Genomic DNA, 26,240 nt, shown 5'->3' on the forward strand with positions numbered 1-26,240 from the left:
TCGCCGCTCCCATTCTCCTTGGCGCCCTCATCCTCCATCATCCGCTGATTCGCGCCACCGCGCCGCAAACTTTTCGGGAACTTCCACAAATAGCGCGACTACCTGGTGGTTTTTCACCTGCAAGGTCTTCTTAAGTGCCCAACAAGCCCGCGACGGCATTGTTTGTGTCAACACCGCAACACAAGCCACCACCGGGGGTGGGGAACCGGACTCGACCTGTTCACGAGGGGTAACAGGTCGCGTTACGGGGGTAGTGCCAGCCGGGCCGGTCCACGAGGGGTGACCGTCCCGGCTGGCGCTTTATCGGGGGCAACCACTTCGGATGGCTCTTCCCGGAGCTGACCGGCGAATCAGTCGCCGCTGCCGAAGGTAACCATTCGGTGCGCGCCGACGATCCCATCCAAGGGTGTATGTGGCCGGGCCGGTTCACGAGGGGTGACCGGCCCGGCCCGGGCCTCGAGCGGTTAGCCGACCTGCTGGAGCGAGTAGTCGGGCAGTTCGTAGCTCTCGGTCTTGGTGAGCATCTTCATCATGAGCGGCTTCATGATCTTGGTGGTCATCAGCCTGCTGACGAACAGCCCAGCGCGGATGCCGAAGCGGGATTTGGGCGTCATCGACCGCAGGCCGCCGGGCGGCAGTTCCTGCGCGGTGGCGACGAACGGCCGCAACACCTCTTCGTAGCGAGCCAGCGCCGTTTCGGGATCGGTTGCGTGCGTAGCGATTTCACCCGCCAGGACGTAGGCGCCGACCAGTGCCATCGCGGTGCCCTGACCGGTGAGCGGCGACCCGCAATAGCCCGCGTCGCCGAGCAGCACCACGCGGCCCTTGGACCAGTTCGGCACGTCGATGCGAGCCAACTCGTCGAAGTAGAAGTCGTCGGCGGTCGCCATGGCATCGCTGACGGTGCTGGCGATCGTGCCGCCGTCGGCCAGTCGCTCGCGGATGAGCTGTTGCTGTGCCGCGACATCACGACGCAGCGCCGGATTCGCGGCGTCGCGAATGACGACCAGCGCCTTGCAGGTGGCCGGATCGAAATCCGGACGCAGTCCGACACCGGTCGCGCCGACCAGGGAATTCATCGTGATCCAGTGCGGCTCCGCGTAGTCGGGCGTGGGCAGCGTGAAGAAGGACATATAGCCGCCGAGGTATGTGGAGAAATCCTCCTCGGGGCCGAAGACCAGGCGCCGCGTCGCGGAATGCAGTCCATCCGCGCCGATCACGATGTCGAACCGCTCGGTGCCGCCGGAGGCGAAGGTGACATCCGCGCCCGCGCCGTCCTGGCTGATCTCGGTGACCCATTCGCCGTAGCGGTAGTCCACGCCGCCCGCCTCGTCGAGCTGATCGAGCAGCACCTGGTTCAGGTCGCCGCGGGTGATCTCGATCTCGGCGACCGCGCCCTTGCCCTCGAAGACCTCCGCGCCCATGCGCAGCAGTTCCTTGCCTTCGCCGTCCACGAAAACCATGCCGCGCTCGTCCAGTTGGGATTTGCGGATACCTGGCATGAGCCCCATTCGCTCCGCTACCTCGACGCTCGGACCGCGCAGATCCACGGCTTGTCCGCCCGGCCGGGGCGCGGCCGCCCGTTCGACCACGGTTGCCTGGATCCCGGCCCGGAGCAGTTGCAGGGCAACGGCGTTGCCGCCGACGCCGCCACCGCAGACGAGGACGCGGGGGCCGACGGTGGCGGGGTTGGTGTTGCTCATGATCTGTTCCTCACTGGCTCGAATGTCTTGCACATATGTCTAACAGACGAGTTGCACGCTTGTCTAGTACAAATGTGTAAGACGTTTGAGTCAGCGACTAGTTCTGGTTCTGCAAATAGGCCTTCCACCCGCCGAACGAGGTGATATCGGTGGCGGTACCGGCGGCGTCGTAGCTGCACGCGAAGCCGATAACCGCACGTCCGTCGGATAATTCGATGCTGGTCAGTGCCATCGGCGCGGGCAGCGCGGCAAGGAAGCGACCGAGTCCCGCCGCCGATACCCGGAACAACTCGCCGAGGATCGGCGCCCCGAGGCCCGGGCCGTGGCGCACCAGTCCCGGTTTGGCGGGCGTGGTGTCCAGTGCGGTCAGTCGGTAGGCGTCGGTAGTACGGATTTCGCCGGTGAACCGCGCGCCGATCTCCTCCAATTGCCAGTGCAGCGGCTGACCACGCAGATGTGCTCCGAAGACGGCCAGCTCGACACCGTCTTCGACCAGGGTCGGGGCGTTGTCCTCGCCGATGATGCGGGCGGCGATATCGATGGCGACCTGATCGGCGAAGGCGGGCGTAACGACCATCACGCCGAACGGCGCGCCGGTCGCGGTCGGTTGGCCGGGGACGGCGATGGCCACCATATCCAGCAGATTGCAGAAGTTGGTGAAGGTGCCCATGCGGCGGTTGATGCCGAACGGATCCGCTTGTACCGCAGCGATACTCGGATGCTCAGTGGTCGTCGGCAACAGCAGTCCGGCGAAGCCACGCAGTGTCCGCGCCGCCGTGGCCTTGGCCCGCGCCAAGGTATCCAGATCGGCCGCGAATCCGGGACCGGTCGTCGTTCGCGCGGCATTGATGATCGCCGTCACGGTCGGATCGGCGCTCGCCGGTGCGGTATCGAGGAATGCGCCGACGGCCGCATAGCGTTCCGCCACGATCGCGCCGTCGTAGAGCAGGAGTGCGGCATCGAGCATCCCGGAGATATCGACCTCATCGGTCGTTATCCCGGCCTTCGTCACGGCGGATACGGTGCGGGCGAACGCATCTCGGTACGAGTCGCTGAGCGCGTCGAGATCCGCGGCGCGCGGGATGGCCAGCCGGATGGTCTGCGGCGCGGCGAGCGGTACATCGGCGGGCCAGGACCGGCTGCGCGGATCCCGGGATTCCGGTCCGGCCATGACCGCCGCCGCCGCGACCGCGTCGTCGAGGTCGGTAGCGAAGACCGTCACGGCGTCGTAGTCCGCACACGCCGGAACCACCCCGTGCGCCGGAATGATCCCCAAAGTCGTCTTGACGCCGACGATTCCGTGCAATGCGGCCGGGACGCGTCCGGAACCGGCTGTGTCCGTGCCGATTCCGATATCCGCGATACCCAGCGCCACGGCAACCGCCGATCCGGAACTGGAACCGCCGGAAATCAACTCCGGATCGTGCGCGTGGCGTACCGCGCCATATGGGCTGCGGGTACCGACCAGCCCGGTTGCGAACTGATCCAGGTTGGTCTTGCCGAGAACCAGTGCGCCCGCCGCGACCAGGCGCTCGACCGCCGCCGCGGTGACCTTCGCGGTGTAGGCGAATTCGGGACAGGCCGCGGTGGTCGGCAGTCCCGCGACATCGATATTGTCCTTCACCGCGACCAATACCCCGGCCAGCGGCAAGGATTCACCTGCGGCGAGCCGCTGCTCGACGGCCGCGGCCTCGGCGGCCACATCGGCCTGGGCGCGCAGCGTGATCCACACCTCCGGCCGATCGACCTCCGCGATCCGCCGATAGGCGGCGGCTACCCGTGCGGTGGGCGTGCCATGGAGTTCGGTATTGCCTAGGACGCCTGCGGTCATTCGGCGGCTCCGATCACTGCTAGTGGGGTTCCCGGTTCCACTTTCGCGCCTGGTGTGGCCAGCACTTTCAGAACCGTGCCGGTACCCGGGCTGTGCACCGGCAGTTCGAGTTTCATCGCCTCCAGGATGGCCACCGGATCGCCAGCGCCGAGGCGCTGGCCTACCTCGACCTCCACCCGCCAGACATTGCCGATCATCGGTGCGGTGACCACGGTCGCGTCCGGCGGCAATCCGGCCAATGGGTCGGTCATGGGTTCCGGCGCGTTGACGGTCGAGCTCTGCTCGAATTCCCCTGCGGCACGCCAAGCCTGCTTCTCCGCCTCGAAGGCGATGGCCTGTCGGGTCTCGAATTCCGCTATGGCTTCGCCATTTTCGGCGAGCAGCCGCAGATGGTCGGCGAGTGCGAAGGTGCCATCGCTGACCTCGGCGTCGAAACGCCCGGCCGCGGCGGCCGCGCGCTGTTCGAGCAGCTGCTCGGGAGTCACCGGCTCCCAGACGATGCGGTCGAAAAATCGGAACAGCCACGGGGTGCCTGTTTCGAACGGCGTGGATTGCCGGTAGCTCGACCAGATCGGCACCGTACGGCCGATCAGCTGATAGCCGCCCGGTGATGCCATGCCGTATACACACAGGTACTTGCCGCCGATGCCGACCGCGTCCGATGGCGTCCAGGTGCGCGCCGGGTTGTACTTGGTGGTGACCAACCGATGTCGCGGATCGAGTGGAACCGCAAGTGGCGCACCGAGATAGACATCACCGAGGCCGAGCACCAGGAATTCGGCATCGAAGACCGCGGCACGGACATCCTCGACGCTGTCGAGTCCATTGACGCGGCGGATGAATTCGGTATTGGAGGGCAGCCACGGCGCGGTATCGCGGACCCCGCTGCGGTAGCGATCGATGGCCTCGGCAATCGAGGGGTCGTCGAACGACAGCGGCAATCGGATGGTGCGACTGGGCACCACGAGGTCGTGGGTCGCGGGCAGTTCGGATTCGAGATCGGTCAGTGTGCCCAGCAGCCGATACTGCGGCAGCACTTCGGGATCGAAATGGATGTGCAGCGAACGGACACCCGGCGTCACATCGATGATGCCCGGCAGGCCGGTGCCCGCCAGTGCCTGCGCGAGTGCGTGCACCCGCATCCGCAGGCCGAGATCCAGCACCATCCGGCCATATTCGACCAGAATGTTGTCATCGCCGCCGCGCAGATAGACGACTTGCGGACGATCCGCGCCCGCCGCGACGGTGCCGAGGATGCCGCGATCATCGAGCCCGACCGGGGCGCGGGAGCCGGTGAGCAGGCCAAGCGCCGCAGTTGGGGGCTCGGCCTTGGCGCGGGCGGTGTTCGAACGCCGCAGCGCGGTGGCCCGGTCATCGTCGACGGGCACGAAGCGGACGGTATCTCCGGGACGCAACTGGCCGAGCTTCCATCGATGCGCCGAGATCACCGTGAGCGGACAGGCGAAACCGCCGAGGCTGGGACCGTCCGGGCCGAGCAGGATCGGGGTATCACCGGAGACATTCAATGTTCCGACGCTGTACGGGTTGTCGTGCAGATTCGACGGATGCAGGCCGGCATCGCCACCGTCGGTGCGCGACCAGGTCGGCTTCGGTCCGTCCAGCCGAATGCCGGTGCGATTCGCGTGACTGCCGACTTTCCAAGGGTGCGAAAAGAATTGGTCCATATCCGCATCGGTGAAATAGGCGGGTGCGGTCTGCGGTCCGATGCCGACGGCCAGTTGCCAGACGTGCCCGAATTCCGGCCGCTCGTCGAGCGGAACCGCTTGCGGCTCAGCGAGTTCGGGCCGATCTCTGACGATTCCGAGCACGTCCCCAGCGACAACGGCTTTACCGGTGCTGCCGCCGAAGCCGCCGAGGGTGAAGGTGGCGGCGCTGCCGTGATAGAGCGGCGCATCGATGCCACCGCGCACCGCGAGGTAGGTGCGCAATCCGGCGTCCGACGGTGCGCCGATATCGAGCAGCGATCCGGCCGGGACGGTCACCGGCTGCCACATCGGGACCGGTTGCCCATCCACCGTGACCGGCGTCGAAGCGCCCGTCACACAAACCACGGTCGTATCGGCGAAACGCAGCTGTGGTCCCTGGAGTGTGCATTCCAGCGCGGGCACACCCGCTGGGTTGCCGACGGCGATATTGGCCAGGGTGAACGACAGGTCATCCATCGGACCCGACGGCGGAATTCCGACCTGCCACAGGCCGATTCGGCCCGGATGATCCTGGATGGTGGTCATGGTGCCACCGCGCAACACGTCGATGCGATGGCTGGCGGGCCGGATATCGGCGAGTGTCGTCGTCACGTGGTCCGCGGTCAGCACCATGGGATCGGCACTCGCCGCCCGTAACTGGGGCAGATTCGTTTGGACCCCGTAGATCCTGGTCGCGGCCAGCGCGTCGGTCAATCCCGCGAAGGCGGCCTCGCGGGTGTTTCCCGACGCGATCACCTTGGCGAGCAGCGGGTCGTAGTACGGACTGACCTCGGTACCGGTCGCGACCCAGGTATCGAGCCGCACCGCGGTATCCACCGGAAATGTCGCCGATGTGATCAGCCCGGCGCTCGGCCGGTAATCGTGTCCCGGATCCTCCGCGTAGACCCGCGCCTCCACGGCCCATCCGCTGATCGCCGGTCCGGTCTCGGGCAGGTCGTCGACCATCGCGCTGTCCCCGCCTGCGAGCCGCAGCATCCACTCGACCAGATCGACCCCGCTGATCGCCTCGGTCACCGGATGCTCGACCTGTAGCCGGGTATTCATCTCCAGGAACGAGGCCGCACCGCGCTCGACGTCATAGACGAATTCCACCGTCCCCGCCGATCGGTACCCCACCGACCTGGCCAACTCCCGTGACGCCGCGAGCAACTGCTCCGACAGCTCCGGCGCCAATCCGGGTGCGGGCGCTTCCTCCAGCACCTTCTGATTGCGCCGCTGCAGTGAACAATCCCTGGTGCCGAGGCTCACCACACGTCCGCGACCGTCACCGAACAGCTGCACCTCGATATGCCTGGCCCGCGCCACGAACCGCTCCAGGAAGACGCCGGTCGAGGAGAAATTCGTCGCGGCCAAACGCTGCACACGCGCATACGCCGACCGCAGCTCATCGGCACTACCGCAGGCCTGCATGCCGATACCACCGCCGCCACCGACCGCCTTGAGCATGACCGGATAGCCGATGCGCTCGGCCTCGGCCACCGCGTGCTCGGCCGATTCGAGCAGGCCGGTGCCTGGAATCAACGGCACCCCAACGACTTCGGCCGTCTCGCGAGCAGTGTGCTTATCGCCGAAGATGCGCAATTGCTCCGGCGTCGGCCCGACGAAGGCGATACCGGCATCGGTCACCGCCGTCGCGAAATCCGCATTCTCCGAAAGGAATCCGTATCCGGGATGAATGGCACCAGCACCTGTCGACAGCGCCGCCTCGATCACCCGGTCCGCGCGCAGATATGACTCGGCCGCCGGACTCGACCCCAGATGCACTGCGACATCGGCGATTTCGACATGCGCCGCACCGACATCGGCGTCGGAGTACACGGCGACGGTCTTCAGCCCGATCGCACGCGCCGTCCGCATGATCCGGCAGGCGATTTCGCCGCGATTGGCGACCAGAACCGTATCGAATTCCAGTGTCACCGAAACTCCCTATTCAGTTGCCAGGGACATCGCGGCTACCGCCCGCGTGACCCGATCGAGGACGACATCGAGCGATTCGCCGATGTGCGTGTGCAGCAGTCGATATGCCAGCGGAAGGTCTTGTGCCAGAACGGCATCCAGAATTCCCAGATGCTCGGCGATGGTGGTCTCGATCCGATTGTTGACCATGAAGTCGTACATCCGCACATGTCGGATCCGCGAATTCACCGCCTTCAGTGAGCGCACCAGCTCGGCATTGCCCGCCGCCGTCAGCAGGGTGACGTGGAACTCCTCGTCCCGCACCACGAAACCGGGCTCCTGCTCGGGCGGATCCGCCCGCAGGGCCAGCCAGGCCGCCCGCTCCGCGGTCAGCAGCGCATGATCGTGCACGATCGCCGGATTATCGATGGCCCGCTGAATTCCGCCGAGCTCCAAGGTGATTCGCAGCTCGTACAGGTCCCGGATCAACGGAATGCTCGGCCGCACCGGAGTGAAGCCGTATTCCTCCCGCTGCAAAAGCCCGTCCGAGCACAGCATGGTCAGCGCTTCCCGGACCGGCGTTCGCGAGATACCGAACCGGGTCGACAGCTTGGGCTCGGTCAGCCGCTCGCCGAACCGGATATCACCGTTCATCAACTCGCCGCGCAAAGTCGTATAGACAACGTCCCGCAGCGGCCGTCCCGCCGCATCCGCCAGTGTGGCCAACCGTGTCGACATGCGTGTATACGCTATGGACCTCGCGTTTCGTCGAGATGACCGCACGTTAGCAAGCGGTAAGACTCTGCTCACCACCCATATGGGACGACCGGGGACATATCGGAACCATCGCGCATTCCATCGGCGCGCCGCCTTCCGGAATTTCGCACCGGCGGTGCACAGTGAGGGGGAGCAGACAGCAACACTTGGCAACGTCGCCGCACCATCGCAGGACACATTGTCCCAGCAGGCTGATGACAGCCGGGCACTCGCGGGCAGCCGGTCGGTGCCGATCCGTCGCGACGCCGGGTGCACCTACGAGAAGTCTCGGGAGGTATGGATGGATGCGTTCGTGATCGTTGGCTTGCTCGCCCTAGTCTGCGGGCTACTAGCGGTCATTGCCTGCGCGGTGTGGTGGCCGACCCCGGACCGCCGGGCCAGCCAGCGTAAACAGCTCCGCCCCCGACCTGTGCGGGCCGGGGGCGGAGCCATTCGTCTCAACCACGAGTCGGGGTGACAGGATTTGAACCTGCGACCTCTTCGTCCCGAACGAAGCGCGCTACCAAGCTGCGCCACACCCCGTGAAGCGAACCTGGAGTAGCTTACAACAGCTCAGGTCCAGACGTTAAACCCGCAGGTCAATCAGCCTTAATGGGGTCGAATGCTGGTGAAGATGCGCATCGCCGTTGCCGCGTCGACGGCATTGGGGACGCCTGTGTCGGCCGCGATCACCATCACGAAATTGCCGTGATCGGTCGGGGTCGCGAACGTGTAGATCGAATAGTCCGTCGCACAGCCCGGATTGACCTTTGTCGCGGTGCCCTTGGTCTCGACGAACATGCCCTGCTGGGAGCCGTCGAGCGAGCGCAGCGGCTGGGCGGCGCCGGGTGTGCCGCCCGGTGAGTTGGTGTAGGCGATCTTGGCGGTTCTGGTGCCGAGTTCGGTTGCGGCGGTCGCCGAATCGGTGTCATCGGAGCCGGTCAGGAAGGCCACGGTGCGGGTCGAGCCGGGGCAGTAGCCCTTCCCATCGGTGGCCAGTCCCTTACCGGTGACGGCATTGGGCGGCTCGCCGAAACCGCCGACCTTGCCGTCGGGAGCCACCGTCCAGTCGGGGGGTACGTCATAGGCGGCTCCGAGGTCCGAGGCCACCACAACCTGGTAACCGGGCACGACCGGGGCCTCGTTATTGGCGGGGGCAGCCTTGGTGGTGGTGCTCGGTTGGGTTGACCTATGCGAACCCGTGGGGGTGAGTGCACTCACCATCGACGGAACTGGATTCTGTGCCGCCGCGTCATCCGATCCGTGGTTGGCCGTGACGATCGCCGCCGTCGCACCGCCCGCGACCACGAGCGTCGCGACCGCGGCGGCGATCCATGCGCCGCGTCGCCCGTGGCTCGGACGGCTCCCGCTCGACGCGGCAGCCAACTCCGATGCGAATCGGTCACCGAAGAGCGCATTCGCACCGCCCGGGCCGAGCGGCATTTGCATCCCGCCATACGGTCCGGATGGTGTTGCACCCGGCTGGAATTGCGTCGCCGAGCCCGGCTGCCATGCCGGAGCGGATTGCGGCGTCCACTGCAGGGCCGGATCGAATTGACCAGGGGCACTTGCGGTTTGCTGCTCGGGCTGCCACGTCATCGGCGGCGCTGGTGCGGCGCCGCCGTTCCACAGTGTGGCCGTGGGTTCGGGACCGAACGGCGAAAGTACGGCCGGATCGAGCTGGACCGGCGCGCCGAACGTGCCGTGCGACGCGTCGTCCCCCGACTGCACGGCATCGGACTGCCCGGGGCGGGGCTGTCCCGGCGCAGAGCCGAATTGCTCTGCGCCATAAGGCTGTTGCTGATACGGCGTACCGGATTCGCGCCGGTCGTCGAGATCACTCACACTATCCCCTGCCTGACGTCAGTCTCGGCAAAGGACCTTAGCGGAACTCAGTGTGCGATGGCTTCCGAGGGTGAAACACCCTGTCCGCTATCGGCATTGGGACGCTTGGGCGGTGCGGCGACCAGCGTCAGCAGCGTCGCCTCTGGGCGGCAGCAGAACCGGTACGGCGCCCATGGCGAGGTGCCCAGACCCGCGGAGACGTGCAGTTGGGTGTGTGCGCCCCACTTGGACGAGCCCTTCACCCGCGAGCGGTCGATACCGCAGTTGGTGACCAGCGCACCGTATCCGGGCAGACACAGCTGGCCGCCGTGGGTATGTCCGGCCATGACCAGGTCGTAGCCGTCCGCGGCGAAACGGTCCAGCACCCGGGGTTCGGGAGAGTGCGTCAGGCCGATGCTCAGGACGGAGAGCGGGTTCGGCGCCCCCGCGACGGTGTCGTACCGGTCGCGCTGCAGGTGCGGATCGTCGACGCCCGCGCTCGCGATGCGAATGCCCGCGACCTCGACATCACGGCGGACATGGGTGAGATCGAGCCAGCCGCGCTCGGTGAATGCCGCGCGCAGATCCTTCCACGGCAGCGGCGCGCCGTACACCCGGCGGTGGTCCTTCTTGAAGTATTTCGCCGGATTCTTCGGCACCGGCGCGAAATAGTCATTGCTGCCGAAAACGAAAAGGCCTGGGCGGGAAAGCAACCCACCGAGTGCCTGCACCACCGCGGGCACCGACTTCTGGTGCGAAAGATTGTCCCCGGTATTGACGACCAGATCCGGCTCCAGCCGGTCCAGCTCCCGCAGCCACTGCTGCTTGAGCTTCTGACCAGGCATCATGTGCAGATCGCTGATGTGCAGCACCCGTAGTGACGACGAGCCCGGCTCTAGCACGGGCATCGTGGCCTCGCGCAGTACGAAGGCATTTCGTTCGATCAGCGAGGCGTAGCCGATACCGGCCACCGCGGCCCCGGCGGCTCCCAACGCGGTTCGTCGGATGGCGGAGGTCGAGATTACGGGCATTTGCCCAGCATAGGTGACCCCGGTGCGGAACGCTGAGTGTGTTTCCGCACAAGCGGTCGACTGGTCGATTCGAGCAGTCGCTACGGCCCGCACGGCGGATTCGCGTCGAGCGCCGAATGTAGTGGGCCGGGATCGGGGAAACGGCTACCGTGTGGCACATGTCGGAACTCAAATCGCAGCTGCGCGCGGATATGACCGCCGCCATGAAAGCCAAGGACACGCTGCGCCTCGCCACCCTCAGGATGCTGCTCGCCGCCATCCAGACCGCGGAGGTCGCGGGCTCGCAGGCGCGTGAGCTCTCCGACGCCGAGGTCATCGCGGTACTGCAGAAAGAGGCGAAGAAGCGCAACGAGTCGGCCGAGGTCTACACCCAGGCCGGGCGTGGCGACCTGGCCGCCAACGAGCACGCCGAGGCGCGCGTCATCGATGAATATCTGCCGACGCAGCTGACCGACGCCGAGGTCGCCGACGTCGCGGATACCGCGATCGCGCAGGTCGCCCAGGAACTCGGTGAGCGGCCGGGCATGCGGCAGATGGGCCAGGTCATGAAGGCCGCCACCGCGATCGCCGCCGGTAAGGCCGACGGCTCCCGGATCTCGGCCGCCGTGAAGGCGCGCCTGTAGCCCCATACATATATGAAAGCCGCCGATCCGGGACCCGGGTCGGCGGCTTTCGTATTGGCACCAGACGCTATCGCGGCACCGGGAATCCAGGAATGCTCGGTAGCCCCGGTATGCCGGGAATGCCCGGAATCGGCAGCCCCGGCGCCGGTGCCGGTCCGGGTGCCGGTGCCGGCGCACGTTCGGTCCCATCGCTGATATAGATCGTGATCACCGACCCTGGAATCGCCGACCCGTTCGGCGCTGTCCCCATCACCGTCCCCTTCGGCGGCGCACCGACGCCGTTCACCGGCGAGACCTGGAAGCCCGCGGCCACCAGCGCGGCCGTCGCCTGACCTTGGGTCATGCCCGCGACATCGGGTACCTGAGCCTGATTGGATCCGCGCACATACTTGTCGTCCAGCGGTGGCAGGCCGGGCGGCGGGAAGTTCCCGATCACCGGCTTGACCGCGTTGAACCAGGTGCGCGCGGGTTCATTACCACCGAAGAGATTGCCGTCGCCGCAGCTGCGCAGCGGGTACGAGCAGATCTCACCGGGTGTCGGGCTGTCGCCGTAGATGTAGGCCGCGGCCGCAAGCGAATTGGTGAAGCCGAGGAATGCCGAGGAGCGGTGGCTCTCGGTGGTTCCCGTCTTGGCCGACAGCGGCAGATTCCAGCCGGTGGCCTGTGCCGCACCGGCCGCCGTACCGCTGGTGTCGTCCTTGCTCATGGCGTTGGCCAGGGTGTTCGCCAGCCCGGGATCGACAACCTGCTCGCACGCCTGCTGGGTGAGCGGCACGGTTTTACCGGAGCGGTCGATGACCTCCTTGATCGGCGAGGGCGGGCACCAGCGGCCGCCGGATGCCAAGGTCGCGGCCACATTCGACAGCTCGAGCGGGTTGATCGCGACCGGGCCCAGGGTGAACGAGCCGAGGTTCTGCTCCTTGATCATGTCCGCCAGGCTCTGGTTGCCGTGGCCCGAGCTGCCCGCCTCGGTGTAGGAGCGCATGCCGAGACGCACCGCCATATCGACGGTCGGGGTAACCCCGACGGCCTGGATGAGCTTGACGAACGCGGTATTCGGCGAGGTCGCCAGTGCTTCGGTTACCGACATCGGCGACTTGTAGTTACCCGCGTTCTGCACGCAGTAGGTCGCGGGCGGACAACCGCGCGCACCACCGTTACCCATGCCCTTCGCCTCGAACCGGCCTGGCACATCGAGTTGGGCGTTGATGCCGAGGCCCTTTTCCATGGCCGCGGCCGTGGTGAAGATCTTGAAAATCGAGCCCGCGCCGTCGCCGACCATCGAATACGGCTGTGGCTGCACTGTTTCATTGGCCTCGCGGTTCAGGCCGTAGGTACGGCTGCTGGCCATGGCCAGCAGCGGATGCGAATCCTGTCCCGGTCCGACCACCGACATGACCTGCGCGATGTCGTCGAGGTTCGGGTTCGCGGCCTCGGTGACCGAGCGCTTCACCGAATCCTGCAGAGCCGGATCGAGCGTGGTCTTGATCGTGTAGCCGCCGGTATTGATCTGCTCGCGGCTGATACCGGCATTGGCCAGGTACTGCAGCGCGTAGTCGCAGAAGAACCCGCGATCGTTGGCGGCGATGCAGCCGCGCGGCAGGCCTTTGGGCTCGGGGAGCACGCCGAGCGGTTCGGACTTGGCCTTGCGGAATTCCTCGGCGCGGCTGGGGATGTTCTGGATCAGCGTGTCCAACACGGTATTGCGCCGCTGCAGCACACCCTCGGGATTGGTGTAGGGATTCAGCTTCGAACTGGACTGCACCATGCCCGCGAGCATCGCCGACTGCGGCACATTCAGATTCGCGGCGTCGACGCCGAAGTAGGTCTGCGCCGCGTCCTGGATGCCATAGGAGGAGTTACCGAACGGGACCAGATTCAGATATCGGGTGAGGATCTCGTCCTTGGTCAGCTCCCGGTCCAGCGTGAGCGCCATCCGGATCTCGCGCAGTTTGCGCGCGGGCGTGGTCTCGATGGCGGCCCGGCGCTCGGCGTCGGTCTTGGCGACCACGAGTAGCTGGAAGTTCTTCACATACTGCTGATCGAGGGTGGACGCACCCTGTTGAACCTCGCCGCTGCTGGTATTGGTGACGAACGCGCGCATGGTGCCCGTCCAGTCCACACCCGCGTGCTCGGCGAAGCGCCGATCCTCGATGGAGACGATCGCCAACTTCATATCGTTGGAGATCTTGTCGCTGGGGACCTCGAAGCGGCGCTGCTCGTACAACCAGGCGATTGGCGTTCCGTTCGCGTCGACCATGGTCGAGACGGCGGGGACGGTGCCCTCCACCAACTCCGCGGACACATTGTCGACGGCATCGGCGGCGCGGTTGGAGACGAACCCGAAACCGCCTGCGAGAGGGAACAACAACCCGGCGACGAGCACGGCGGCCAGCGCGCAGCTGCCGGCCAGCCTCGCGAGCGTATGTGTGATCGGCACGAACCCCAGACTACGGGGTGCCGATTCGACGCTCTCGGGTGTGTTTGCGAGTAGCGCAGATCGAGGAGTTCGGGTGGACGATTGGGCGTGTCGCGGGATGGATTCCGGCGTGTCGCGGAGGGACGGGCCGCGGGGCGAGTCGACCGCCCGGTTCTGGGTCACGGTTGCAGGGACGGACGTACCAAAAAGTCTCGGGACGGTCTTGCGCAGAGGCCATACCTTTACCTAGATTGAGAACCCAGTGTGATAGAGCTAACACTCAAAGTGGAATGTGGTGCAGTTCGCAGCGGGGTTTGGGTTGCTGCGACACTGACACGCGATTCTGGAGCGCCGTTGACCCGGTGTTCGGACTGCAAAGGGGCACACCAAATGCACATGACAACCCCCATCGCTCGATTGGACGTAGAGCAGGCCGAAGCAAGGATCGCCTGGGTAGCCCAGGCCCGATGCAAGGAAGTAGACCCTGATCAACTGTTCGTCCGCGGCGCGGCGCAGCGCAAGGCGGCGACGATCTGCAGGCACTGCCCGGTGCTGATGCAGTGTGGGGCCGATGCGCTCGACAATCGAGTCGAATTCGGCGTGTGGGGTGGTATGACCGAACGGCAGCGTCGTGCGCTGCTCAAGCAGCATCCGGAGGTGACGTCCTGGGCGGACTTTTTCCAGGCCCAGCGTCAACATCAAATCGCAATCTAACCCTGGAAATGAAGCCGAGCCCGCGATTGCGGGCTCGGCTTCGTTAATGGGTCTATATCAAACCGACATCAGAATGACACAGTCGCTCAGTCGATTTCGGCTCAGGCGGTCACCTCGACCGGGTGCGCATCGGTGAGTTGGTCGGCGACGGCACGCAGCGCGTCCAGATCGGAGACCTCGAAGGGCAGCGCGGTCACCGACGCGATCGGCACCCGCGGATGCGCACCGGTGAACCGGTGCAGCAGATGCTGTTCGCGCTTGGCGGTAGCGACCCGCTGGGCATGGATGCGCAGCACCGCGGTGGTCAGCGGATCGGATTCGGCCAGCTGATCGGCGGCGGTCAGCGCGTGATCGGCCGACAGTGAACTGAGCATCGGGTGGGTCCGGTTCAAGACCAGTCCGGCCAACGGCATGCGTTCGGTGGAGAGCCGGTCGACGAAGAACGACGCCTCGCGCAGCGCATCCGGTTCGGCGGCCGCGACCACCAGGAAGTGCGTGCCCGGCTTGGACAGCATCGCGTAGGTGCGGTCCGCGCGATCCTGGAAACCGCCGAACAGCGATTCCAGCGACTGCAGGAAATTCGACGCGTCCTTGAGCATCTGACCGCCGACGATGGTCGACACACCGCGCACGGCCAGGCTCATCGCACCGGTCACCAATCGGGTGACACCGCGACCGGGAGCCATGATGACCCGGATCATCCTGCCGTTCAAGAAGTTTCCGAGCCGCTTGGGCGCATCGAGGAAGTCGAGGGCGTTGCGGGACGGCGGAGTGTCGACCACGATCAGGTCCCACTCCTTGCGCCCGGCCAATTGACCGAGCTTTTCCATCGCCATGTACTCCTGCGTACCGCCGAAGGAGGAGGCGACGGTCTGATAGAAGGGGTTGGCGAAAATCTGCTCCGCCTTGTCCGGGCTGGTGTGCTCGAGCACCATATCGTCGAAGGTGCGCCGCATATTGAGCATCATCGCGTGCAGTTCGCCCTTGGCCTCCGGGCCGAGTGCTACCCGCTGCGGGGAGTTGTCCAGATCGGCGACTCCGAGTGACTGGGCCAGCCGGCGTGCCGGGTCGATGGTGAGTACCACGACCTTGCGCCCCTTTTCGGCTGCGCGTAATGCGATGGCCGCCGCGGTGGTCGTCTTGCCGACGCCGCCGGAGCCGCAGCAGACCACCACTCGTGCGGCGCGGTCGGCGATAATGCTCGAAACGTCCAGTGGCGCCGCCACATTCGGATTACTCATCGGACCCCCTGCTTGCTCAGATGTTCGGCAAGTTCATAGATGCCACCGAGATCCATGCCGTCGGCCAGCGCGGGCAGATACATTCGCGATACATTCACTTTCGCGAGTTCGGCGGCGCTTTCGTCCTGGGCACGCAATGTGGCCGAATGTTCCACGGTTTCGGTGATCAGACCCTGGAAGTCCTGGTCCGACAGGGAAATTCCGGCCTCGGTGAGCCCGGCGAGAATGGCGTCGCGGTCGATATCGCCCTGCGCCGCCCTATTTCGCACGTCGGCTGGTAACTGGCCCTTGGTCGCCCGATTCACGATGACGGTGCCGATTCGCAGATCATTCGCGGTGAGTTCGGCGACCGCGTCGGCGGTTTCCTGCACCGGCAGTGCCTCGAGCAGGGTGACCAGGTGGATCATTGTCTGATCGGAGTGCAGCAGCCGCGAAACGCCCTCGGCCTGCGAGGCGATCGGCCCACCCTTGGCCACCTCGACCATCGCCTGGGTGACATCGAGGAAGCTGGCGATGCGTCCGGTCGGCGGTGCGTCGACGACGATTTCGTCGAATACGGGCTTGCCCTGCTTATCCACCCGGACCGCGCATTCCTTGATCTTGCCGGTCAGGATGACATCGCGCAGACCGGGTGCGATCGTGGTGACGAATTCGATGGCGCCGACCCGGCGCATCGCCCGCCCGGCGAAACCCAAGTTGTAGAACATATCCAGGTATTCCAGAAACGCGTGCTCGATATCCAGTGCGAGCGCGACCACTTCACCGCCGCCGTCCGCGGTGGCGATCCTGGTTTCGGTGGGCGGCAGCGGCGGCAGATCGAACAGTTGGGCAATGGATTGTCTGCTCTCCACCTCGACCAACAGCACCCGCCGCCCGCCCGCGGCCAGCGCGAGTGCCAGCGCGGCGGCGACCGTCGACTTGCCGGTTCCCCCCTTGCCGGAGACATAGTGCAGGCGGGCCCTATCCGCGCGCTCCGGCCAACCCGTTTCCAGCCCCGGCTCCGCCGAAATAGGCACTGCTGTTGGTACTCCCACGATCGCGAGCCTATAACTCGTTCTGAGACCGCGTCCCAGCGATATGGTCAGCGCCTCATTTTCAGCCGTTCTGTCTCAGACGTGGGAGCCCAGAAACGCACTAGGGCGAGATACCCGCCCTTTCGACCACGACGGAGCGAGTCTTACGTGCGAGGAGTTCGCGGCCCGTCTTGTGTCCGAGTCGTCGAAGCGCATGCGCCGCAGACGTGGGACTCGACCACCTGGCATGCGTGCACCAAGTGCCGAACACTCCGCCGTAACCGACCACCACGGAGCGAGTCTTACGAGCGACCGTTCGCGGCCCGTCTCGCGTCCGAGTTGTCGAAGCGCATGCGACGAAGTCGCGAGTCTCGACGGCTCGGACGCGAGACATCGGGGGGCCGCGAACACGCAGCGCCGAAGGCGCTGCCAAAGTTACAGCATGAGTGATTCGAAGGTGTGGGAGTACGCCACCGTTCCGCTGCTGACCCATGCGACCAAGCAGATCCTGGATCAATGGGGCGCCGATGGCTGGGAACTGGTGACCGTGCTGCCCGGTCCGACCGGTGAACAGCACGTCGCCTACCTCAAGCGCCCCAAGTAATCGAAGGGACTTGCACCTATGACCCAGTGGGAGAAGAACCTCGCCCAGCTCGGCCTGACCCTGCCGCCGGTCGTGGCACCGGTCGCCGCCTACATTCCGGCGATCCGCACCGGCTCGCTCGTCTACACCTCTGGACAGCTGCCGTTCGTGGACGGGCAGCTCTCGGCGACCGGCAAGGTCGGCGCGGAGGTCTCGCTCGAAGAGGCCAAGGAGGCGGCCAAGTTCTGCGCGCTGAACGCGATCGCCGCGGTGCACGATCTGGTCGGGCTCGATGAGGTGGTGCGCATCGTGAAGGTCGTCGGATTCGTCGCCTCCGCACCGGGATTCACCGATCAGCCGCAGGTCGTCAACGGCGCTTCGGAATTGCTCGGTGCGGTCTTCGGTGATGCGGGCGTGCACGCGCGCTCCGCGGTCGGCGTCGCCGAGCTGCCGCGCAACACCCCCGTCGAAGTCGAACTGATCGCCGAAGTGCGTTAGACAGGTTCGATGACGCTCACCCATCCCGCATACGGCCAGCTGCGGCAGGTCACGCCGACCGCGGCGGTCGTACTCGCGGACAATCCCGGCCAGATGACGCTGGATGGCACCAACACCTGGCTGCTGCGCGCGCCGGGGCGATCGGAATACGTCGTCGTCGATCCGGGACCGAAGGATAAGGCGCACAGCGAGGCGATCGCCCGCGCCACCGACGGCAGTATCGCGCTCACCCTGATCACCCATCGGCATCACGATCACACCGGTGGTATCGACCGGCTGGTGAAGCTGACCGGTACGCCGGTGCGGGCCAGGACCGCCGAATTCCTGCGTGATTCCGATGCGCCGCTGGTCGACGGCGAGGTGATCGAGGCCGCCGGACTGCGGATCACCGTCCTGGACACGCCGGGCCACACCAAGGATTCGGTGAGTTTCGTCCTCGACGACGCGGTATTGACCGGTGACACCATCCTCGGCTTCGGCACCACCGTCCTCGATTCCACCGACGGCGCCCTCGCCGATTACCTGGCCTCGCTGGACAAGCTGGTCGAGGTGGGTGCGGGGCGTGCGCTGCTGCCCGCACACGGTCCGGATCATCCCGATCTGGAACCGATCGCACGGTATTACATCGCGCATCGGCAGGAGCGGCTCGATCAGGTGCGCGAGGCGTTGCGCGTACTCGGGCCGAAGGCGGGCGCGATGTCGGTGGTGCGCAAGGTCTACGCCGATGTGGACAAGCGGCTCTGGCCTGCCGCGCGCAGTTCGGTGCAGGCGCAGTTGGAGTACCTGCGCGGCGAGCAGAACTAACGAACACCGAAGCACGCTGAGTTCATTCGAGCTGAACTCAGCGTGCTTTCGCGTTCAGATGCCACGGCGTCCACCTGCCGCAGCACGTCCTGTCGGCGGTCGGTTTCTCCGGTCGCCGATGGGGTGCGAGCGTCAGCGCGCGCGGCGGGCCAGGCGCTCGGAGTCGGAGATCAGCACACTCTTGCCCTCCAGCCGCAACCAGCCGCGGTGCGCGAAATCGGCCAGCGCCTTGTTCACGGTCTCGCGGGAGGCGCCGACCAGCTGCGCGATCTCTTCCTGGGTGAGGTCGTGGGTGACCCGCAGCGCACCGGCCTCCTGGGTACCGAACCGCTGCGCCAGCTGCAGCAACGCCTTGGCGACCCGGCCGGGGACGTCGGTGAAGATCAGGTCGGCCAGGTTGTTGTTGGTGCGGCGCAGACGGCGGGCCAAGACGCGCAGCAGTTGCTCGGCGATCTCGGGCCGCTGGTCGATCCAGGACTTGAGTGCGTCACGGTCCATGGTGACCGCGCGGACCTCGGTCACGGTGGTAGCGGTCGAGGTGCGCGGACCCGGGTCGAAGATCGACAGCTCGCCGAACATGTCCGACGGACCCATGATGGTCAGCAGGTTTTCCCTGCCGTCCGGGGAACGTCGTCCGATCTTCACCTTTCCGGACGTGATGATGTACAACCGGTCGCCGGGTTCGCCCTCGTTGAAGATGACATGGCCGCGCGGAAAATCCACGGGCTGCAGTTGTTTGGCGAGGGCCGCCACCGCGGTGGGCTCTACGCCTTGGAAGATGCCTGCTCTGGCGAGGGCCTCGTCCACGAATGTACTCCTTATGGGAAATGGCTCTGTCCTGGACCGAAGCGAATCGGCCAACAGCGCAGTCTACGCGGCATTACGGCAGCGTAGTGACAGACACCACGTAACGAGTGGATTGCGCGGCGTGCCAGGTACTGATCGGTAGGGGATTCAGCTGGCGCGTGCGACGTCCAGCTCTTCGCCACGGGAACGGCGCCTGCGCATCCGTGCCACCGCGGCGGGCAGTCCGAGCTTCGTCAGCTCCTTCACTTCGGCGTTGCTTGCCTTGTCCAGGTACTGCTGAACCTCTTCGTCGGGTTCGAGAAGTTTGCGGAGCCGATTCTCGACCCGCTCCATGCCCAGTGCAAACAGCATCAGCACCACTGGGAAGAGCACCACAGCGAGTCCTTGCATGACGAGCAGTAAACACGGTCTAGGTCTCAGATGGAACACGGCAAGAGATCTAGGAGGGCACCGTTGTGGAGTGGTTCCGTATGGTGGACGCGTGCGTGTCTCCCCCTCCACTGCTGCCGTGAGCGGGCCTGCGCCTGCCGTCGAGGCGACCGATGCGCAACGTGCCGCGGTCCCCGCGCCGAAGCGCAAATCCCGAGCGCGACAAGCGGAAACCCAGCTCGGTCGCACCCGAAGGGCCCGCCGGATGAACCGCGCTCTCGCGGTGGCCTTTCCGGACGCGCACTGTGAGCTCGACTTCACCACTCCGCTCGAATTGGCGGTCGCGACAATACTTTCCGCGCAGTGCACCGACGAACGGGTGAATCTGACCACACCCGCGGTCTTCGCCAAGTATCCCGACGCCCGCGCCTACGCCGAGGCAAACCGTGCGGAGCTGGAGGAATACATCCGGCCCACCGGGTTCTTCCGGAACAAGACCAGTTCGCTGATCGGACTCGGCCAGGCACTGGTCGAACGCTTCGATGGTGAATTGCCTCACACTCTCGACGAATTGGTGCAGTTGCCCGGCATCGGCCGCAAGACCGCCAACGTCATCCTCGGCAACGCCTTCGGAATACCCGGCATCACGGTCGACACCCATTTCGGTCGGCTGGTGCGCCGCTGGGGGTGGACCACCGAGGAAGATCCGGTGAAGGTCGAACACGCCATCGGCGAGCTGATCGAACGCAAGGAATGGACAATGCTGTCCCATCGCGTGATTTTCCACGGGCGTCGGGTCTGTCATTCCCGCAAGCCCGCATGCGGTGTCTGCCTGCTGGCCAAGGACTGTCCATCGTTCGGGGTCGGGCCGACCGATCCGGAGATCGCGGCGAAGCTGGTGAAGGGTCCGGAGGCGGAGCATCTGCTCGAGCTGGTGGGCCGGTGAGACGAATACCTGTCGCGGCGCGCTTGGCGCTGGCAGGGTTGATCACCGTGGTGGCCTTGGCGGTCGCATTGTGGCCCCGCGATAGCGACGACACCGCGACCAGCGGCGACCATTCGGCGAATTCCCTGGCCAGCGCATCGGTCGAGGCGCGCACCGCCGCCGGGCTGGCGAATTGTCCGGCGCCCGCGGCGGATGCGGTGGCACACGGGCCGCTTGCCGGACTCGGCCTGACCTGTCTGTCCGACGGCAAACCGGTCGACCTGGCGGCCGCGCTCGCCGGTAAACCGGCATTGCTGAACCTGTGGGCGTACTGGTGCGGACCGTGCGCCAAGGAGTTGCCGGATGTGCAGGAGTACGCGCGACGGGCCGGAAACGCGATTACCGTGCTGACCGTGCACAGCGATCCGGATGAGGCGAGGGCGCTCGCGCTGCTGACTGATTTGAAGGTGACTTTGCCCGGCGTCCTCGACGCGCGCACCAAGGTGCGTACCGCGGTCGGTGCGCCCGCGGTGCTGCCGGTAACGGTGCTGTTGCGAGCGGATGGTTCGGTCGCCGAGGTGGTGGTGCGCGCCTTCAACGGCGTCGACGATATCGCCGATACGGTCGCGAATAATTTGGGAGTTGCGGCATGACCGAGATCCCCATGCCGGACAGCATCCCGAAGTGGCTGCGCCGGGCGGCGGACCCGAATACCGATTCCACCGACACGTTGTCCTTGGCGCGTGCGGTCCGCCGGGCCATGACGGTCAGCACCACGCCGCGGCAGGCGGCCGTGCTCGTACTGTTCAGCGGTTCGCCCGAAGCAGATCCCGAGGCGCCGGGCGGACTACCCGCCGATGCCGATGTGCTGCTGACCCAGCGCGCGTCCACGATGCGCCAGCACCGCGGTCAGGTCGCCTTTCCCGGCGGCGCCGTCGATCCCGGCGACACCGGACCGATCGATACCGCCCTGCGCGAGGCCTGTGAGGAGACCGGGCTGGCGCGCGAGGGCGTCGAACCCTTCGCCGTACTGCCGAAGCTGTTCGTGCCACCGTCCCGATTCGATGTGACCCCGGTGCTGGCCTACTGGCACACCCCGAGGGCGGTCCGCGTGGTGAACCACATCGAGACCGAACGCGTCGTGCGGGTGCCGCTCGCCGACCTGCTCGACCCGGCGAATCGCTTCATGGTGCGCGGCAGCCTGGGCTATCAGAGTCCGGCATTCCAGGTGGACGGAATGCTGGTGTGGGGACTGACCGGCGGCATTCTGGCGGGCATCTGCACGGCCGCCGGGTGGGAACGGGACTGGGACCACAGCGATGTTCGCGATCTAGAGTCCGCGCTGGCGGCCGTAGGGATGACGTTATGAGTTCATCGGCTTGGCTCGATATCGCGGTGGTGCTGCTGGCGCTGCTTGCCGCCTCCTCCGGTTGGCGCCAGGGTGCGGTGGCTTCCGCGCTGGCCTTCCTCGGCGTCGTACTAGGCGCGGTCGCTGGCATTCTCATCGCGCCGCACATCCTGGTCCACGTCGACGGGGGCAGACCGCGGGTGCTGACCGGCGTGCTGTTGATCGTGGTGCTGGTCATCGTTGGTGAGGTCGCGGGCATGGTGCTCGGCCGGGCCGCGCGCGGCGGTATGCGGCATCCGTTCACCCGCAGTGTGGACAGCGTCGTCGGCGCGGTATTGCAGGCGGTCGCGGTGCTGGTCACCGCGTGGCTGCTGGCGTTGCCGCTGGCCACCTCGTCCCAGCCCGCCATCGCCGCGGCCATCAATGGTTCGAAGGTGCTCGCCGACGTCAACGATGTCTCGCCGAATTGGCTGCGGCGGCTGCCGAACGAATTCTCCAAGCTGCTCAACACCTCCGGGTTGCCGGATGTCATCGGACCGTTCGGTCGTGCACCGATCGCGGCGGTCGAACCGCCCGATCCCAGCGTGCTCGCCAGCCCGGTCGCGGCCTCGCTGCAGCAGAGTGTGCTGCGCATCCGCGGCGTCGCGCCGAGCTGCCAGCGGGCGCTGGAGGGCTCCGGCTTCGTGATCGCGCCCGAACGGATCGTTACTAACGCTCACGTCGTCGCCGGGACCACCAGCATCACGGTTGACGCCACCAACGGGCCGCTGAATGCCACGGTTGTCTTGTTCGATCCGTCCAAAGATGTCGCGGTGCTCGCGGTACCGGGGCTCATTGCGCCTGTGATCCCAACCGCGCCTTCGCCAGCGCACTCTGGAGACAGCGCGATCGTGCTGGGGTACCCGGGTGGAGGTCGGTACACCGCCAGTGCTGCGCGAGTGCGCGAGACGCTGGATTTGACGGGCCCGACGATCTATCGCAACGGCACCGTCGAGCGCGAGGTCTACACGGTTCGTGGCCAAGTGCGGGCAGGCAATTCGGGTGGGCCGCTTGTGGATACGGAGGGAAACGTACTCGGCATCGTGTTCGGTGCGGCGGTCACCGACGATGACACGGGATATGTGCTGACGCTGTCCGAGGTCCGGGCACAACTCGATGCTGCGCCTAGTGCGTTTGCATCCGTCGAGACGGGCGCATGTGTGCTGAGCTGAATACCGTCGGCGCATCGGGTGGGTAGCCGATGCGCCAGGCTGGCTACAGTCAGGCGAATTGACTCATTATCCGAGCAGCTTGGCCAACTCCGTCGTGACGGCTTCCGGGTTCTCTTGGTGCGCAAAGTGACCCGCGCCCGGAATCACGACCTGGCGCCGCTGCGGTGACAACCGGCGGCCGCGCTGGAAGGTCGCGGGCAGGATGTACGCGTCGAGTTCACCGCGCATGGCGAGCACCGGAATATGGATCGGCACCCGCATGGTGGCCATGAACCGCCGACCGTCCGGCCGCCATTGGCTGCGGAAGGCCCAGCGCTGATATTCCAGCGCACAATGCGCCGCACCCGGAATCTGGATGGCCGAGCGCATCCGATCGGCCGTCTCGATGAATTCCGCGGTGCCCGACCAGGTTCGGCTCACTCGCTGCCGCAGCAGCCGTTCGACCTCGAAACCGTTGCTGGTGGTCAGCAGGTGTTCGCCGTAGCGCGGCAGCTGATAGCGCAGGAAATTCGGCAGCCAGCTGCGTCGCTGCCGCCGATCCCGCAGCACCGCGCTCTTGAGCGCGGCCGGATGTGGGGAGCTCACCAGTGCGATCGAGCGCACCAGCCGTGGATGCAGCACCGCGGTCGTCCAGCACACTAGTCCACCGTCGGCATGCCCGACCAGCGTGGCCTCGGAATAACCCATGGCGCGAATGAGTCCGGCGATATCACCGGCGAGCGTCCAGCCGTCATAGCCGCGCGGCGGTTTATCGCTGTCGCCGTAGCCGCGCAGATCCACCGCGACCGCACGGTAGCCGAGTTCGGTGAGTCCGGTCAGCTGATGCCGCCACGACCACCAGAGGTCGGCGAATCCGTGCAGCAGGACGACCAACGGTGCGTCCGTGCGCTCCGGCGCGGCCTCGACGACATGGAAGCGGATGCCGTTCGCGTGCACGTCCCGATGCGTCCACGGACCGTCGTAACGGACGCTGGACGGATCGGGAAATGAGTTCGACGACACGCCGACCGAGCCTAGTAGGGGTCCGGCCCACCGCCTAGTCGACGCTGCCGCGCCGTCCGGCCGCTACTTCGACGGCTGCTAGAGCGACTTGGACTGCGTCGGCTCCGCGAGCGCGAGGTGCTCCTCGTGCGAGCCGAATCCGCTCGGCAGCACAGTGCGCGCCTGCTTGAGCGAATCGATCGTCTTCTCCGGTGCCCGCAGCTTCTTGACCCGCAGATAGCCGAGCAGCGCGAGTACCGCGGTGGCGACGATCATCAGCAGGAACACGATCAGGAACGCCGCCCAGCGTGCCAGCCAGACATCGAGCAGCTCGCCGAGGAAGAAGAAAAAGAAGAAGGTGCTGAACAGCAGCACGGTCAGCGCCAGGATGAAGTAGACGCTGCCCTGCAGCCCCTTCTTGATCTCCCCGGTCACCTCGGCCTTGGCCAACTCGACCTCGGCACGCACCAGCGTCGACATCTGCTCGGTGGCGTCGCGGACCAGCGTGCCGAAGCTCGCCGACCCGACCGGATTGGCGTCGGAGAGTGGAATCGAGGTGACAGTGCGGCCGCGACGCGACTCATCCCCGTTACCGCCGTTTGCGAAACTCACTTGGTCGACCCTTCTCCCTGTCCCGGCACTGCTTCCGCCTCGGTCTCTCGTTCTATCGCACGCGCGTCCCGCCGCGCCTGGTGGACACGCCCACGCCGCAACAGTAGCGCCGAACCCGCGAGCGACGCCGCCATTGACGTCACCAACACCGCGGCTTTGGCCAATTCGACGGCCGAGCCGTCACCGACGTGCGTCAGCGCGAGTTCTGCCACCAGAAGGCTAACGGTGAACCCGATCGCGCCGAGCACCGAGAGGGCGAACATGTCTCGGTAGCCCAGGCTGGCCGGACGCTCGGCAATTCCCAATCGGATTGCCACCCAGCTGATTCCGAAGATGCCGACGGTCTTGCCCAGCAGTAATCCGAGAATTATCGCCAGTGCCAGCCGGTCGCTGAACAGCTGCTGGAAAACCTTGCCGTCCAACCGAACTCCGGAGGCGAACAAGGCGAACAGCGGCACGCAGAACCCGGCCGAGATCGGCTGGATCATATGCTCGAGCCGCGTTGCCGGGGCTTCGGTCTCGCCAGGGTCCTTGCGCACCCTGGTGAGCAGGCCGAGCGCGACACCGGCCAGGGTCGGATGGATACCCGCCTCGTGCAGGGCGTACCAGGAGACCAGCGCGAGTGGCACATACAGCAGCGGTGTCGAGATCCGGTTGTGCTGGGCCAGCGCCCACCCCGCGAAACAGGCCGCCGCGGCCAGCAGCCACAGCGCCGACAGCGTCGTGGTGAACAGCACCGCGATCAGGATGATGGCGAGCAGATCGTCGACCACCGCGAGGCTCAGCAGGAAGACTCTTGCGCTGGCCGGGATCCGGGAGCCGGTCATTGCCAGCACGGCCAGTGCGAACGCGATATCGGTCGCCACCGGAATCGCCCAGCCCCGGTCCATGCCCTCGATGCCGAATCCGACCCCGAACGCGATCAGCGCCGGGGTGACCACGCCGCCGACCGCCGCGATGATCGGCAGCAGGGCCCGCTTGGGTTCGGCGAGCTCGCCGACCACCAGTTCGCGTTTGAGCTCCAATCCGGCGACGAAGAAGAAGATGGCGAGCAGACCGTCCTTGGTCCAGTCCGCGACGGTCAGATCCAGATGCAGTGCCTTGATCGGCAAGGCGTACTCGGTGACGGTGAAGTAGCTCGCGCCGCACGGCGAATTCACCCACAGCAACGCGACAGCAGCCGCGATCAGAAGTATCGCTCCACCAACGGTTTCGGTGCGTAGGTAGCGCGTCAGTTCTGAGCGCACTTGGGTGATCACGGGAAACCTTTCGCCGGGGTCGACTGGACCGCGGACGCGCAATCCCACCGATCCGGCTGTCAGGT

The 26,240-nt window shown here is 66.1% G+C and carries 23 protein-coding genes and 1 tRNA gene; 9 read left to right on the forward strand and 15 right to left on the reverse strand.

The window, feature by feature from the left end; translation table 11 throughout:
• Positions 1-464: 464 nt before the first annotated feature.
• From ACQP1T_RS02115 to ACQP1T_RS02145, 7 genes are all read right to left on the reverse strand, one after another.
• Complete coding sequence (locus ACQP1T_RS02115) at positions 465-1,703, reverse strand: FAD-dependent monooxygenase (protein WP_433758263.1); 1,239 nt, start codon at positions 1,701-1,703, stop codon at positions 465-467.
• Between the two features lie 97 nt (positions 1,704-1,800).
• Positions 1,801-3,534 (reverse strand): allophanate hydrolase, encoded by a 1,734-nt coding sequence (gene atzF, locus ACQP1T_RS02120; protein ID WP_433758265.1) that lies wholly within the window; start codon positions 3,532-3,534, stop codon positions 1,801-1,803.
• The gene (uca, locus tag ACQP1T_RS02125) at positions 3,531-7,178 is read right to left on the reverse strand and encodes an urea carboxylase (protein WP_433758266.1); all 3,648 of its coding nucleotides are present in this window, start codon (positions 7,176-7,178) and stop codon (positions 3,531-3,533) included. The genes atzF and uca overlap by 4 nt, the downstream gene beginning before the upstream one ends.
• A 9-nt stretch (positions 7,179-7,187) precedes the next feature.
• Positions 7,188-7,895, reverse strand: coding sequence for a GntR family transcriptional regulator (locus tag ACQP1T_RS02130; RefSeq protein WP_433758268.1), 708 nt, complete (start codon positions 7,893-7,895; stop codon positions 7,188-7,190).
• 487 nt (positions 7,896-8,382) lie between these two features.
• Positions 8,383-8,456, reverse strand: a tRNA-Pro gene (locus ACQP1T_RS02135).
• A gap of 66 nt (positions 8,457-8,522) precedes the next feature.
• Positions 8,523-9,758 (reverse strand): hypothetical protein, encoded by a 1,236-nt coding sequence (locus tag ACQP1T_RS02140; RefSeq protein WP_433758269.1) that lies wholly within the window; start codon positions 9,756-9,758, stop codon positions 8,523-8,525.
• A gap of 47 nt (positions 9,759-9,805) precedes the next feature.
• The gene (locus tag ACQP1T_RS02145) at positions 9,806-10,768 is read right to left on the reverse strand and encodes a metallophosphoesterase (protein WP_433758271.1); all 963 of its coding nucleotides are present in this window, start codon (positions 10,766-10,768) and stop codon (positions 9,806-9,808) included.
• Between the two features lie 158 nt (positions 10,769-10,926).
• Here ACQP1T_RS02145 and ACQP1T_RS02150 point away from each other — a divergent pair, with 158 nt between their 5' ends.
• A complete protein-coding gene (locus ACQP1T_RS02150) occupies positions 10,927-11,391 on the forward strand; it encodes a GatB/YqeY domain-containing protein (protein WP_062980691.1) in 465 nt (154 codons plus the stop codon).
• A 67-nt stretch (positions 11,392-11,458) separates the two neighbouring features.
• Here ACQP1T_RS02150 and ACQP1T_RS02155 read toward each other — a convergent pair whose 3' ends face one another.
• Complete coding sequence (locus tag ACQP1T_RS02155; protein WP_433758272.1) at positions 11,459-13,831, reverse strand: penicillin-binding protein; 2,373 nt, start codon at positions 13,829-13,831, stop codon at positions 11,459-11,461.
• Positions 13,832-14,200: 369 nt separating this feature from the next.
• Here ACQP1T_RS02155 and ACQP1T_RS02160 point away from each other — a divergent pair, with 369 nt between their 5' ends.
• Positions 14,201-14,524: a WhiB family transcriptional regulator gene (locus ACQP1T_RS02160; protein ID WP_040686051.1), complete on the forward strand. Its 324-nt coding sequence runs from the start codon at positions 14,201-14,203 to the stop codon at positions 14,522-14,524.
• A 101-nt stretch (positions 14,525-14,625) separates the two neighbouring features.
• Here ACQP1T_RS02160 and ACQP1T_RS02165 read toward each other — a convergent pair whose 3' ends face one another.
• Together ACQP1T_RS02165 and ACQP1T_RS02170 are read right to left on the reverse strand one after the other, a co-directional pair.
• Positions 14,626-15,765: an ArsA family ATPase gene (locus ACQP1T_RS02165; protein ID WP_433758273.1), complete on the reverse strand. Its 1,140-nt coding sequence runs from the start codon at positions 15,763-15,765 to the stop codon at positions 14,626-14,628.
• Positions 15,762-16,781, reverse strand: coding sequence for an ArsA-related P-loop ATPase (locus tag ACQP1T_RS02170; RefSeq protein ID WP_433761931.1), 1,020 nt, complete (start codon positions 16,779-16,781; stop codon positions 15,762-15,764). Before ACQP1T_RS02170 ends, ACQP1T_RS02165 begins: the two co-directional genes overlap by 4 nt.
• Positions 16,782-17,220: 439 nt before the next feature.
• Here ACQP1T_RS02170 and ACQP1T_RS02175 point away from each other — a divergent pair, with 439 nt between their 5' ends.
• Genes ACQP1T_RS02175 through ACQP1T_RS02185 form a run of 3 tightly spaced genes read left to right on the forward strand, consistent with a single transcriptional unit; the run spans position 17,221 to position 18,663 of the window.
• The gene (locus tag ACQP1T_RS02175; RefSeq protein ID WP_085998464.1) at positions 17,221-17,382 is read left to right on the forward strand and encodes a DUF4177 domain-containing protein; all 162 of its coding nucleotides are present in this window, start codon (positions 17,221-17,223) and stop codon (positions 17,380-17,382) included.
• Positions 17,383-17,400: 18 nt separating this feature from the next.
• The gene (locus ACQP1T_RS02180; protein WP_433758274.1) at positions 17,401-17,859 is read left to right on the forward strand and encodes a RidA family protein; all 459 of its coding nucleotides are present in this window, start codon (positions 17,401-17,403) and stop codon (positions 17,857-17,859) included.
• Positions 17,860-17,868: 9 nt separating this feature from the next.
• Positions 17,869-18,663: an MBL fold metallo-hydrolase gene (locus ACQP1T_RS02185; protein ID WP_433758275.1), complete on the forward strand. Its 795-nt coding sequence runs from the start codon at positions 17,869-17,871 to the stop codon at positions 18,661-18,663.
• Between the two features lie 132 nt (positions 18,664-18,795).
• Here the strand turns inward: ACQP1T_RS02185 and ACQP1T_RS02190 are convergent, their stop codons facing one another.
• Positions 18,796-19,470: a Crp/Fnr family transcriptional regulator gene (locus ACQP1T_RS02190; RefSeq protein WP_011206875.1), complete on the reverse strand. Its 675-nt coding sequence runs from the start codon at positions 19,468-19,470 to the stop codon at positions 18,796-18,798.
• A gap of 147 nt (positions 19,471-19,617) precedes the next feature.
• Entirely contained in the window at positions 19,618-19,860 is a 243-nt protein-coding gene (locus ACQP1T_RS02195; RefSeq protein WP_040686056.1) for a hypothetical protein, read from the reverse strand.
• A 91-nt stretch (positions 19,861-19,951) separates the two neighbouring features.
• On the opposite strand from ACQP1T_RS02195, the gene nth reads away from it, so the two are divergent.
• The 4 genes from nth to ACQP1T_RS02215 are packed head-to-tail and all read left to right on the forward strand — an operon-like array spanning position 19,952 to position 23,323.
• Positions 19,952-20,785 carry an endonuclease III gene (gene nth / locus ACQP1T_RS02200; RefSeq protein WP_433758277.1) on the forward strand — a complete coding sequence of 278 codons (834 nt, stop codon included), beginning with the start codon at positions 19,952-19,954 and terminating at the stop codon, positions 20,783-20,785.
• Complete coding sequence (locus tag ACQP1T_RS02205) at positions 20,782-21,417, forward strand: TlpA family protein disulfide reductase (protein WP_433758278.1); 636 nt, start codon at positions 20,782-20,784, stop codon at positions 21,415-21,417. The genes nth and ACQP1T_RS02205 overlap by 4 nt, the downstream gene beginning before the upstream one ends.
• Positions 21,414-22,133 carry an NUDIX hydrolase gene (locus tag ACQP1T_RS02210; protein WP_433758280.1) on the forward strand — a complete coding sequence of 240 codons (720 nt, stop codon included), beginning with the start codon at positions 21,414-21,416 and terminating at the stop codon, positions 22,131-22,133. The genes ACQP1T_RS02205 and ACQP1T_RS02210 overlap by 4 nt, the downstream gene beginning before the upstream one ends.
• Positions 22,130-23,323 (forward strand): MarP family serine protease, encoded by a 1,194-nt coding sequence (locus tag ACQP1T_RS02215; protein ID WP_433758281.1) that lies wholly within the window; start codon positions 22,130-22,132, stop codon positions 23,321-23,323. The genes ACQP1T_RS02210 and ACQP1T_RS02215 overlap by 4 nt, the downstream gene beginning before the upstream one ends.
• 66 nt (positions 23,324-23,389) lie before the next feature.
• Here the strand turns inward: ACQP1T_RS02215 and ACQP1T_RS02220 are convergent, their stop codons facing one another.
• The 3 genes from ACQP1T_RS02220 to nhaA all read right to left on the reverse strand — a co-directional run bounded on the left by ACQP1T_RS02220 (position 23,390) and on the right by nhaA (position 26,172).
• Entirely contained in the window at positions 23,390-24,325 is a 936-nt protein-coding gene (locus ACQP1T_RS02220; RefSeq protein ID WP_433758283.1) for an alpha/beta fold hydrolase, read from the reverse strand.
• Between the two features lie 78 nt (positions 24,326-24,403).
• On the reverse strand, positions 24,404-24,916 hold the full coding sequence (locus tag ACQP1T_RS02225; RefSeq protein WP_433758284.1) for a phage holin family protein: 513 nt from the start codon (positions 24,914-24,916) through the stop codon (positions 24,404-24,406).
• Positions 24,913-26,172: a Na+/H+ antiporter NhaA gene (gene nhaA, locus ACQP1T_RS02230; RefSeq protein ID WP_433761932.1), complete on the reverse strand. Its 1,260-nt coding sequence runs from the start codon at positions 26,170-26,172 to the stop codon at positions 24,913-24,915. Before nhaA ends, ACQP1T_RS02225 begins: the two co-directional genes overlap by 4 nt.
• Positions 26,173-26,240 lie beyond the last annotated feature (68 nt).

The sequence above is a fragment of the Nocardia sp. CA-135398 genome, from assembly GCF_050955845.1.
Taxonomy (GTDB): domain Bacteria; phylum Actinomycetota; class Actinomycetes; order Mycobacteriales; family Mycobacteriaceae; genus Nocardia.

Coding starts and splice junctions, on each gene's coding strand:
- ACQP1T_RS02185 (WP_433758275.1), top strand. CDS start 17,869: ATGACGCTCACCCATCCCGCATACGGCCAGCTGCGGCAGGTCACGCCG.
- ACQP1T_RS02180 (WP_433758274.1), top strand. CDS start 17,401: ATGACCCAGTGGGAGAAGAACCTCGCCCAGCTCGGCCTGACCCTGCCG.
- atzF (WP_433758265.1), bottom strand. CDS start 3,534: ATGACCGCAGGCGTCCTAGGCAATACCGAACTCCATGGCACGCCCACC.
- ACQP1T_RS02210 (WP_433758280.1), top strand. CDS start 21,414: ATGACCGAGATCCCCATGCCGGACAGCATCCCGAAGTGGCTGCGCCGG.
- ACQP1T_RS02145 (WP_433758271.1), bottom strand. CDS start 10,768: ATGCCCGTAATCTCGACCTCCGCCATCCGACGAACCGCGTTGGGAGCC.
- ACQP1T_RS02215 (WP_433758281.1), top strand. CDS start 22,130: ATGAGTTCATCGGCTTGGCTCGATATCGCGGTGGTGCTGCTGGCGCTG.
- ACQP1T_RS02175 (WP_085998464.1), top strand. CDS start 17,221: ATGAGTGATTCGAAGGTGTGGGAGTACGCCACCGTTCCGCTGCTGACC.
- ACQP1T_RS02195 (WP_040686056.1), bottom strand. CDS start 19,860: ATGCAAGGACTCGCTGTGGTGCTCTTCCCAGTGGTGCTGATGCTGTTT.
- ACQP1T_RS02165 (WP_433758273.1), bottom strand. CDS start 15,765: ATGAGTAATCCGAATGTGGCGGCGCCACTGGACGTTTCGAGCATTATC.
- ACQP1T_RS02160 (WP_040686051.1), top strand. CDS start 14,201: ATGCACATGACAACCCCCATCGCTCGATTGGACGTAGAGCAGGCCGAA.
- ACQP1T_RS02115 (WP_433758263.1), bottom strand. CDS start 1,703: ATGAGCAACACCAACCCCGCCACCGTCGGCCCCCGCGTCCTCGTCTGC.
- ACQP1T_RS02150 (WP_062980691.1), top strand. CDS start 10,927: ATGTCGGAACTCAAATCGCAGCTGCGCGCGGATATGACCGCCGCCATG.
- ACQP1T_RS02130 (WP_433758268.1), bottom strand. CDS start 7,895: ATGTCGACACGGTTGGCCACACTGGCGGATGCGGCGGGACGGCCGCTG.